Origin of the sequence: Dysgonomonas sp. GY617 (assembly GCF_015233815.1) — a bacterium.
In the GTDB taxonomy this organism is placed as follows: Bacteria; Bacteroidota; Bacteroidia; order Bacteroidales; family Dysgonomonadaceae; genus Dysgonomonas_A.
The window spans coordinates 496195-506923 of the sequence record NZ_JADCLR010000001.1; the positions used below are offsets into that span (position 1 = coordinate 496195).

General features: G+C 39.5%; 8 protein-coding genes, 2 tRNA genes and 1 pseudogene. All 11 read left to right on the plus strand.

Translation table 11 applies throughout. The features are described from left to right. Nucleotides 1-385: pseudogene (locus IR022_RS02015) on the plus strand (hypothetical protein); the annotation flags it as partial. A 622-nt stretch (nt 386-1007) separates the two neighbouring features. After that, a complete protein-coding gene (locus IR022_RS02020) occupies nt 1008-1907 on the plus strand; it encodes a hypothetical protein (protein ID WP_194202417.1) in 900 nt (299 codons plus the stop codon). A 10-nt stretch (nt 1908-1917) separates the two neighbouring features. After that, entirely contained in the window at nt 1918-2865 is a 948-nt protein-coding gene (locus tag IR022_RS02025) for a hypothetical protein (RefSeq protein WP_194202418.1), read from the plus strand. Nucleotides 2866-2884: 19 nt separating this feature from the next. Continuing rightward, the gene (locus tag IR022_RS02030) at nt 2885-3766 is read left to right on the plus strand and encodes a hypothetical protein (RefSeq protein ID WP_194202419.1); all 882 of its coding nucleotides are present in this window, start codon (nt 2885-2887) and stop codon (nt 3764-3766) included. Between the two features lie 827 nt (nt 3767-4593). Then, nucleotides 4594-5340 (plus strand): hypothetical protein, encoded by a 747-nt coding sequence (locus IR022_RS02035; RefSeq protein WP_194202420.1) that lies wholly within the window; start codon nt 4594-4596, stop codon nt 5338-5340. 13 nt (nt 5341-5353) lie between these two features. Continuing rightward, entirely contained in the window at nt 5354-6100 is a 747-nt protein-coding gene (locus tag IR022_RS02040) for a hypothetical protein (protein WP_194202421.1), read from the plus strand. A gap of 12 nt (nt 6101-6112) precedes the next feature. After that, nucleotides 6113-6865, plus strand: a complete 753-nt coding sequence (locus IR022_RS02045) for a hypothetical protein (RefSeq protein WP_194202422.1) — start codon at nt 6113-6115, stop codon at nt 6863-6865. Between the two features lie 303 nt (nt 6866-7168). Beyond that, nucleotides 7169-7251, plus strand: a tRNA-Tyr gene (locus tag IR022_RS02050). 22 nt (nt 7252-7273) lie between these two features. Then, nucleotides 7274-7349, plus strand: a tRNA-Gly gene (locus IR022_RS02055). A gap of 185 nt (nt 7350-7534) precedes the next feature. Then, entirely contained in the window at nt 7535-8893 is a 1359-nt protein-coding gene (locus IR022_RS02060; RefSeq protein WP_194202423.1) for an MATE family efflux transporter, read from the plus strand. A gap of 655 nt (nt 8894-9548) precedes the next feature. Further along, nucleotides 9549-10685, plus strand: coding sequence for a hypothetical protein (locus IR022_RS02065; RefSeq protein ID WP_194202424.1), 1137 nt, complete (start codon nt 9549-9551; stop codon nt 10683-10685). The last annotated feature ends 44 nt before the right edge of the window (nt 10686-10729 follow it).

The window sequence follows — 10729 nt, forward strand, 5'->3', positions numbered from 1 at the left end:
GGGCGAAGACGCCTCCACCACCCAATATGTCACCAATCTCCCCCTAGACGAAGTCGTCATCTATTCCGGCGCCAGAGAAATCGGTAACACCACCCGTCCCGCCGAAGGAGTCACCATCTTCCGACACAAAAACCTACCCTTCGTATTTATCGGCGACGGCGGATTTAACTCCTCCGAAGCCCGAACCTACGCCAATGTACTAAGCAATGTCTGTCCCTTCGTCCTAACCAATAGAACCATAAATGGCCGAACCTTTACCAATTACCCCGGCTTCCGTCTGAACTTTGGCGGCACAGGCAACAGAGTTGACAATACCACCTTTACCGCCAATGCCTTTGCCTGGTGTATATTACAAGCAGAAGAGTTTAGACGACTCAACCCATAAATAAACTATAGCTATAGCTATTTAAAAATAGAGTTATTAATAATAGAGAGGTTTTATTTCAGGCAAAACTCACGTAATATATATTGCGTGAGTTTTGTATTTATACAAAATATAAATCATGTTTTTTGTCTGGTATTATAAAAAGTCCTATCTTCGTCCCTGTAAAATAACTCTTTACAATAATTATGACACTAAATTTCACACATAGTAATATATATAATGATCTAAAATTTAACAATTTAGGTTTGGTTAATTGTGCTGAAATATTAGAGAGAGAGAGAGAGAGAGAGAGAGAGAGTTAAATAATACAGCTACACACTTAAAGCACTACTTATTCCCAAAAGTTACAAGCAGAATTATCTGTCTTTTTTTTATATTGCGTCTTATTTACGCTTGTGTTTTTTCTTTACAATATTTCCCCAATAAATATATTTCAAGTTGTTTCGGTAAACGTTTTCGTGTAATCGATTTGTTTTTTTGTTGTCGTTCAAAATCGGCACGAATCATTCGTTTACCTATGTCACAACTATGTCGGGCAGCAGCGTGTAGCGATTACATGTTGCTGCTTTTTTGTTCGAAACTAACTAATCTTAAGATAAATATGTATTACAAGATGATGGCAATGAAAAAGTTTTATTTGCTTCTTTTTACTCTCTTGAGTATTGGCTTATGTCAATCGCAAGTAGGGATTAATACCAGTAATCCTCTAGGCCTGTTTCATATCGATGGAAAAGGTAATACGGGTGCAGCTCCGATTGCCAGTCAATTGACTGATGATTTTATTGTGACGTATGATGGCGTTGGTGGAGTAGGGGTAGGAATTGGATGCGTACCTGCAAAGGGAGCCTCGGTCGATCTGGCTTCGGCAAACAAAGGTCTCTCTTTAAATAATGTAGCATTAATAGCTGCCGATGATTTAATAACAGTGCCTACTCCCATACAAGGTATGATGGTTTTCAATACAACCAACAATAGCGAATTGTATCCTGGTATTTGTGTATTCAATGGTGTGGCTAACAGATGGGAACAAATGGCTTTTACGAAGGAAACTAATGCTGTAAAGATAGCTGTCTCTGTTTCGGACGTTACTACCACTTCTGCAACCTCGCCACATATATCAGCCGGTGGATACGATGGTGTTTCTATACCTTTTGCGCCGTTGGGTTCGTCCACTGTTGGTGTAAGCATTACAGAGGATGGTACCTATGTGTTTGCTCTCAATTTGGTGGGTTTTGTTACTACGGAAAGAACATCAGAGGCTCATCTCTATGTATTTATGCTTCGTAAATCGGATATGACTATTATGGATGCTGCTGCCTTGGGTACGTTAACCATGAATAATGCTCCTGATTATAAGCAGTCGGCAACCGTTATTTTGTCTTCGGAGTTGAAGGCTGGTGACGAACTTGATTTTTTGATATGCCACAACCTCGATACCAATTTTCCTTGGACATTGTATGGTGGAGCAACTACTACTGCCGGAAGGTATAATAAGACCTCTTTAAGTTATTGGAAATTATGATATTGAAACTATGAAGTATATATATGTAATTGCTGCATTTGTATTGATGAGTGCGGCGTCTTTTGGACAAATAGGTATCAACACCGAGAATGTTGTGTCGGGAGCTATCTTTCAGGTAGACCCTTTGGGAAATAACACAACTGGTGCAGGAGCTCAACTTTCTGACGATATGATTATATCTCTTGATAATGCAACAGGGGTGGTTGGCTTAGGTAAGAAAGCTTCAACAGCGGCTCAGCTCGATTTGGGATCGCATAAAAAAGCTTTGAAGATGAATGAAGTAAAACTTCAATCATTGACCGATATTGTAACTGTGCCCAATCCGAGAGCCGGAATGATAGTTTATAATACGGTGGCTATTGCCTCGGAAGAGGTCGAGATAGGATGGTATTACTTCGATGGTGTGAAGTGGAACAGGATTTTAAAGGCAGAGAGAGAGCCTGCTCTAAAGAATGAATTTTCGATACCTTATTTACTTCCAGATCAAATTGAAATACCTAGCATAAGTTATTCAGATGCTACTTCGGGTATTTATTCGGGCACGCTAAAGATGCCGTTTGTAAACTCCGAAACCAACCAGATAAAAGCTCCTGCTGATGGTACTTATGTATTTGCTCTGCGTTTTTATTTCTATTCTACAATATTGGGTATTCCGTCGCCGGAAGAAACCTATGATTCTCAGGCTGTATTGTATGCTTTTCTGGTTTCAAAAACACAAAATAAAGTGTTAGAGAAAGCGCTTATTTCGTTTCCTTTTACTCAAAGGTTTAGGAGGTATTATTCGTACCGTTTGGTAATGGGGACAAGCTTGAATAAAGACGAGGAAATTGAAATTTATATTGGTAGAGGTCAATCGCCCGATTTTCAAGATTGCCCTTTAAGTGTACGGGTTCTCGACTCGTCCGATCCATCGCTAAAATCGGCTGCCAGAACGAGTATGGTATTTTGGAAACTATAACGAATAGAAAATACATGACATGAATAAAATATTTATAGTATTAATGTTTTTGGTATGTTCTGCCTATGTTTCATCGCAGGTAGGCATCAATACCAAATTTCCCGTAGGTCGTTTAGTAATAGACGCTAATGGAGATAATGTTTCGGGCACACCAACTCCCGAACAATTGAAAAATGATATGATCTTGAATATATCTACGGATAACGAGGCTATACTTGGTGTGGGAGGAATGCCTTATAACAGTGCTCAGTTGTATCTGAATGCAGATAATAAAGCTTTGGGGCTTAATCGGGTGACTCTTGCTTCGAGTTTTGATGTTGCCACAGTACCCAATCCTACGGATGGTATAGTAGTTTATAACAAAGATGCTTCGATAGAGGATGGTGTTTATTTTTTTTCCGATAGTCAATGGGGCAAAATGTCCACCAATATCTATGCCGGCTCGTTTATCAATCTGTTGAATCTGTCGTCGCCCGATGTTACAACCAAACCTATAACTCCTACACAATTGGCTGCCGAATTGTATTCGGTAGGAACAGAACTTAAGTTTGTAACAAAAGAAAATGGAGTAATCTCAATTTTAGAAGATGGAGCATACTCCTTCAATATGCATTTGTCGGGGTATGTATCAGCTGGCACTTCTGAGTTTGCTTATTATTATGTGTTTTTGGTAAATGCAACAAATCATTCGGTAGTAGATTCATATACTGTTGCTTTGCGTCCCAATACTAATGCACAACAAACGGCATCCGTGTTTTTGAATGCTAATTTTAAGAAGAACGATGAGGTGAAGATCTATATTTGTCACGAAAATACAACTGATAGAGTATGGTCTCTTAAAAGTACAACTCCCGGCAGTACCAACTTGGTGCGTACCTATATGATCTTCTGGAGGCTTTAATTGATGGCTATTCGTTTGATCTTACTTTGTTTAGAATACTGCTTAGCCCTCTATGGTTATGTATATAATACTTGAATAAAAGATTATAATTTCTGAAAAAAGCCCTTTGGAGTAAAACTCTGTTGAGGGCTTTTTTTGTTGAAGATGTTAATTTTATAAAATTTGTTGTTTGTTTGAATTGGATGTTGCTACTCGTTTTGTTACTAGATGATTACGGCTGTTTTAGATCTACTCTCTGGTAGTCTTTATGAGGCTTGATGCTCATTTTTGCTTCTATTTATTGCTCTAAAATGTAATATTTTGGTAGTTAATATAAAATTATTTTCTATCTTTGTGACTGACGAATAACTAATTACACTAACAATAATGCTCCTATTAACAAACATATTTGCAGATAAAAACTTAATTTTTAACAATTTAGGTTTGGTTCTTCACGCAAAAATGTTAGAGAGAGAGAGAGAGAGAGAGAGAGAGAGAGAGAGAGAGAGAGAGAGAGCTAAATAATCCCTCTTCGTGCTTAACAAGCTATTTATTCTCCTTATTCGGACTTTGGGTAACTTTTTTTAGAAAGTTGTTCAGTGTTTACTCTTGCATTTTCATTTTTGACTTCTTTTCGAATAAAGATATTTATAGTTTGCTCAGTGAACTGTTTCGTGTGACAGATTTGTTTTTTTGTTGTCGTTCAAAATCCGCACGAACAAAAGGTTTACCTGTGTCACAACTATGTCCGGTAGTGGTGTGTAGAGATTACACGCTACTGCCTTTTTTTTGCTGCAAGTTTTTTACCACTACCAGTTGTCAAGTAACCATGTAAAAATATAGAAGAAATGGGGAGAATTATTTTATTAATCTTTAATTTTTTTATGCTCATCCAGTGTTATTCGCAGGTGGGTATCAACACTAAAAATCCACAAGGAGTATTCCATATCGATGGAAAAGCAAATACCAATGGTTCTGTTAATGTTATTGATGATCTTGTTGTAGATGCCAATGGAAATGTGGGGATAGGTACAGTATCGCCAAAAGCAAAATTAGATGTTATGGGTGATGTTCTTATATCGGGCGGCTCGCCGGCTGCTGATAAGGTATTGATGTCAGATAGTAATGGTGTTGGTTCTTGGAAAGACTTCGACCGAAGTAAGGGTGTTGCCACATGGACGGTGGTTGCGCCCAATACAACTTTTCCGGTTAGTGTATCAACAATGATAAAGGGTACACAAACGCTGTCGGATCCTAATGGAATGGGTTTTAAAATCTTCGATAACACTACCTCTTCGGCAATAACAGTTCCGGCCGGAACGTTTCTCATTGTTATTGATTTTGATGTTAATGTGATGGAGTATGGAGCCGTAGGACTCTTTACGTATGGTACTAACAGTTATATTTATCAGGTATTTTACTTTGAGCAGCTTACCGGAGGGTCGGCTGTATATACTTTTACTGCACCCACCACGCTCAATATTCGAGGTGCGTTTCGTAATCTTTCAGGGGGAGGTATAACCCGTTATACAGTGCCTCCATTCAATAATGCCACAGCTGCTGCTACGGTGAGGTTTATTTCGTTAACTAAATAAGAGGAGTAAGAAAATGAAAAATATTTTAGTGATTTTATTCTGTTCTTTATCTACTGGCATATTTGCTCAAATAGGAGTTTACACCGAAAGCCCTTCGCAATTGTTACATATTGATGCAGCCAAAAACAATAATAATTCCTCTCCCTCTACTTCTCAAATGTCGGATGATGTAGTATTTACCTCCGATGGAAAGTTGGGTTTGGGAGTGATCGATCCGAAAGCTAAATTACATATCAATGGAAGTTTGCGCGTAAACGATGGTACGCAGGCGGATGGTAAACTCTTGATGAGTAGCAATGATGTGGGATTGGCTACATGGGGGAGTGTGAAAATAAATAAGATAGCTAATTGGAAGTTGAGCGGATCAGTTAATGTGCCTGCCAGTGGCATGATTCAGTTTACGGGAACCTCTGCTATGGTTGATAACGAAATAGATGGATTAAGTGCAGGTACAAATAGTTTGAGAATACCTCGTGGAAAATATATTATTATTGTAAATGGAGATTTAGCTCCTGCTTCAGAATATGGAATTTTTACAGTTAAAACAAGTGTAGATACTCCCTTCTCTTTTTATTATTCTGAATGGTTGGGTGGTGCTACCTTTCTTCTTGACCTGACGAATGCTAAGTATGCAAACCCCGAAACTATCACTATCTATTTTACACCTGTTTCTACAGCCGTAGGAGCTACCAACTATTACTATACTAAACCACCCTATACAAATACCTTTTGGTACACCTTCTCTATAATTATGATTTAAATAAAGAATGTTATGAATAAATATATATCAACAATTTTATTATCATGTTTTAGTACATTGCTTTTGGCTCAGGTGGGTATTAAGACAATCAATCCGCCGACAAATTCCGCTCTACATATCGACCCGAAAGGCGATACTCAAAGTATGGGTACAGTAAACAATAGTGATGATGTCTATGTATCATCTACAGGGGAAGTAGGATTGGGTACTATAAGCCCGGCTACAAAACTGGATGTTGTGGGAAAGCTTAAGATAACGGATGGAACTGAAGGTTTGGGGAAGATTTTTACAGCCACCGATGCTTCGGGGTTGGGTTCGTGGCAGGTGTTGTCGCTAGTGAAGCGAGCGGTGGTTTGGAAAGTATCGGGCAATCCATCATCTATTGTAGCCAATTCGTTATATACAATCAGTGGAACAACGTCCTTCTCTACAAATACTTTAAATGCTACTACGAACGGAACAAACTCAATTACTATCCCCGCAGGAAGTTATCTTATATTTATCAGAGGCGATGTAAATCTTCGCGAATATGGGCGTATGCAGGTATATAGTAATGGTGCACTTATATATTTTAAATGGTATAGCGAGTATTTAGGTGGTGGTACAATTTATCGAGAGTTTACTTCCGATGCAACATTAACCATCGGCTTCTTGGGTGTCGATGTTACTTGCGGTACTTGTTCGCAAATACCGTTTCTATCATCTTATCCTTATACGGGCAATCCTCTTACTATTTGGTCAGAATTGGTTCTTTTGCAATTGTAGAAGTTGCTTGCTATGGTTGAAGATGTGTGTCATGTTTATAGTAATTAATGTAGCTGCTCACTCAAATTATTTGTTTGAGAACTGTTATTCTTCGAAAAGAATCGGACTTAATATTTACTATATATAGTAGCTAAATTAATTTGTTTTTCTTAAAAGAGTAGAGGTGTGAAATTAAAGATTCAATGTTAATTATTTATTAACAGACGTTTAGCTTGATTCGAGTAAATAGCAGATAAAAAAATACGTTTATCTGTTTGGTAGAGCGAAAATTTTATTACCTTTGCATCGCATTTAAGGAAAAAAGGGCAGTTACCAGAGTGGCCAAATGGGTCTGACTGTAACTCAGATAGCGTAAGCTTACGGTGGTTCGAATCCATCACTGCCCACTTCTTTTTTTTTATGCAAATTGCGGAAGTAGCTCAGTTGATAGAGCATCAGCCTTCCAAGCTGAGGGTCGAGGGTTTGAGCCCCTTCTTCCGCTCCAAAGAGCAAAAGCGATTACGTAAAGTAGTCGCTTTTGTTGTATTAATTAAAAAGAAAGGTGTTTTAAAAGTTATAAGCAATTCCTATTTTTTTATTGCTGTTTCGTATAACTTTAAGGCTGTCTGGTTGTTCTACTTATCAAGGTGAAAAGGTCTTCGACCTAGAAATAGAAAAGGTGAAATACGAATGAAAGGAAGTGGTATTCAGAATCTTACTGAGGGTAAGATATTCTCAACTCTTATACGATTGGCTTTGCCCCTTATGGGTACAAGTTTCTTGCAGATGGCATATACACTGATGGCTATGTCGTGGGTGGGACGATTGGGTGCAGATGATGCTTCTAATGTAGCCACTAAATCGGAAGCTGCTATTGGTGCTATTGGTATGCTGTTGTGGCTTACGGCGTCGGTTGCCTATCTGGCGATGATAGGGGCTGAGGTAGCCGTGGGGCAATCTATCGGTGCAAAAAAAATGCGTCAGGCAAAAATATATGCTTCACATACATCTACCGTAGCTATTTTTCTGGGGGTAGTATGGTCGCTCACACTGTTTACGTTTGCAGAACCTATTTTGATGTTCTTTAAACTTCCTGCTGATATAACGGGCGAAGCTGTACTTTACCTCCGTATAATGACTATGTGTTTGCCGTTTCAGTTTCTATCGTATAATTTATCAGGAGTATATAATGGGGCAGGGCGTAGCTTTATTCCTTTCAGAAACAATGCGTTTGGATTGGTGCTGAATATGATTCTCGACCCGATTCTTATGTTTGGTTTGGATATGGGCTTGCATGGTGCAGCGGTAGGAAGTGTAATTTCTCAGATATTTGTATTTGGTTTATTCTTCTATCAGATCAAATCAGCTAATCGAATTTTGGGTAACTTCTCGTTCCTTATAAAACCTCGTGTAGTTTTTCTTAAGCGTGTTTTTTATCTGGGAACGCCCGTTTCTTTAATGAACTCGCTCTATGCAATCATAAATATGAATCTGGCTCGTGTAGCCTCTATATATGGTGGGCACTTGGGTTTGATGACTCAAACTACGGGTGGTCAGATTGAGGCTGTTACCTGGAATACTTCGCAAGGTTTCTCTACGGCTTTGAGTGCTTTTATGGCTCAAAATTATGCCGCAAATAAAATAGAACGAGGCAAAAAAGCTTACATCTATACCTTACGAATAATGGTTTCGGTGGGTATTGTGGTGAGTGTTGCTTTTGTGTTTTTCGGAGGCTCTATCTTCGGGCTTATTGTTCCCCATCAGGACGCAATAGATGCAGGGTCGCAATATTTGATGGTGATGGGTTTGGTTCAGATTTTTATGATGCTCGAACTTACTACTCAAGGTATGTTTAATGGTATCGGAAGAACTGTAGAACCTGCTATTATCAGTGTCGTATTTAATGCTTTGCGAATACCTCTGGCTTATTATCTGGCATCCGATATGGGTATTGTTGGAGTGTGGTGGGCAATTGCTATTTCGAGTGTTTGTAAAGGGATAATATTGCCTCTTTGGTTTTCGTTTCTTTACAAAAAAGTTAAAAAATAACACAATAATTGGTGTTGTTTTTGTTTAGTTGAGTATCTCTTTTGTTGATGAAGAAAAGATAGTTTTTGTCTTTTTTTGCACTTATCAGCGATAAACAGGGCGTACATTTCTTATTTTGAAGCTAACTATTGTTAATTTCAATATAATACCTATATTTGCATCTGTAAGATAACTCTTTACGCTAGCAATGGAGAATAAATTAACAAGCATATCTATCACTAATAATCTAAATTTTAACGGTTTAGATTTGTTTATGTGTGTTGAAATATTAGAGAGAGAGAGAGAGAGAGAGAGAGAGAGAGAGAGAGAGAGAGAGAGAGCTAAATAACGCATCTACATGCTTAACACTTCTTACCTCTAAAATTTTAAGGAGAAATATCTGTTTTTCACACTTATTGCGTTTTCGTGACTCATTAGTGTGTCTTTTTTTGTATCCTTTAATAAAAGTTAATAAAAGTTATAGCTCTGCCGATAATACTAGTCGTATAGAACATTCCCTATGTTGTTGTCGTTTAGAATTTGTACGACTTAGATTTTCATCTAAATCGGAGCTATACATAGTGTTAATGTGTAGTGATTACACGTTGACACTTTTTTCGTATATTTGCATTTTTGCATTAACTAATATATTTTATTTTTTAAATTTTTAAAAACGATGAACAAAAAGACTTTTTTATTAATTCTGTTTTCGGTTTTATTCAGTATGCTCTCTGCTCAGGTCGGGATCAACACTGAAAACCCTAACATATTGACCGAGCTCGATGTGCGCAACCTTTTGGCCAACGGCACCGACACCATTCCCAAAGGCATAATGATCCCTCGCATGAGCGAACTTCAGCGAGACCAGATCGACGTCTCCAATATCACCACCGCCAACAGTCTCATGATCTATAACATAGACGAAGACTGTTACAACTATTACTCCAAAACCAACCAAGAATGGCAAAGCCTCTGCGGTAAGATGGGCAAAGCCCACTTCGACATGATCTGCGACTCCGTCAAAGTCATGGGACAATACGGCGATGGCGTAGCCCTCACCCCCTCCAACTATTTGCGAGTAACCCTCAATATCACCCGTATCGGCTCCTACAGCATCTCCGCCACCTCCGATCCCGACAACGGCTATTTTTACGAAACCACCGGCACCTTCTTTACCACCGGCACCATCACCCTAACCGTTCCCGGCATAGGCCAACCCATACGTCACACCCAAGGCACCGACCTAATCAGCCCCAGTGATGACACCCCCGACCAATTCACCCTAACCTCCAATGGAGGCGGAGGCGATTGTAGCTTCAAAGTAAACGTCCGTTCCACCGCCGCCCGTCCCAAATTTACAATGAGCTGCGCAGCCACAATCGTCGAAGGCATGTATTTCGAAGACCAAGCCCTCAGTAACATCCCCAACCCCTATAACGGCCAATCACACCGCTTAGCAGTCACCATCACCAATATCCCCTCCAGCTCCTATGGCGCCATAGCCATGTTGGAAACCAACACCATAGACGGCATCAGCTTCAAAGGCGAAGCCGTCCTTAGCGCCTCCACCCAAGTCGTATACCTAGAAGGAACCGGCGTCCCCCGAGGTTTAGCCGATAAAATCGTAACAATAACCTCCAACAGCGAAAGCTCCACAGCCTCCTGTACCGCCACCATCCGCATCCTCATCCCCCGTAAACGGCTGATGACATTAGGCAATACCACAGGCCCCCTTTACTCATACAATGCCGGAATCGTAGACAACCGTACCCCCCCCCAACAACATAAATACCCTGCTGACCGACAAAAATAACTTCGGTTACAACCAGTGGTCCATCATGAAATTCCAAGGCTTCA

Excerpts from the sequence above, each read along its gene's own strand:
- IR022_RS02020 (WP_194202417.1), top strand. The coding sequence starts at position 1,008 with ATGAAAAAGTTTTATTTGCTTCTTTTTACTCTCTTGAGTATTGGCTTA.
- IR022_RS02030 (WP_194202419.1), top strand. The coding sequence starts at position 2,885 with ATGAATAAAATATTTATAGTATTAATGTTTTTGGTATGTTCTGCCTAT.
- IR022_RS02025 (WP_194202418.1), top strand. The coding sequence starts at position 1,918 with ATGAAGTATATATATGTAATTGCTGCATTTGTATTGATGAGTGCGGCG.
- IR022_RS02065 (WP_194202424.1), top strand. The coding sequence starts at position 9,549 with ATGAACAAAAAGACTTTTTTATTAATTCTGTTTTCGGTTTTATTCAGT.
- IR022_RS02035 (WP_194202420.1), top strand. The coding sequence starts at position 4,594 with ATGGGGAGAATTATTTTATTAATCTTTAATTTTTTTATGCTCATCCAG.
- IR022_RS02045 (WP_194202422.1), top strand. The coding sequence starts at position 6,113 with ATGAATAAATATATATCAACAATTTTATTATCATGTTTTAGTACATTG.
- IR022_RS02040 (WP_194202421.1), top strand. The coding sequence starts at position 5,354 with ATGAAAAATATTTTAGTGATTTTATTCTGTTCTTTATCTACTGGCATA.
- IR022_RS02060 (WP_194202423.1), top strand. The coding sequence starts at position 7,535 with ATGAAAGGAAGTGGTATTCAGAATCTTACTGAGGGTAAGATATTCTCA.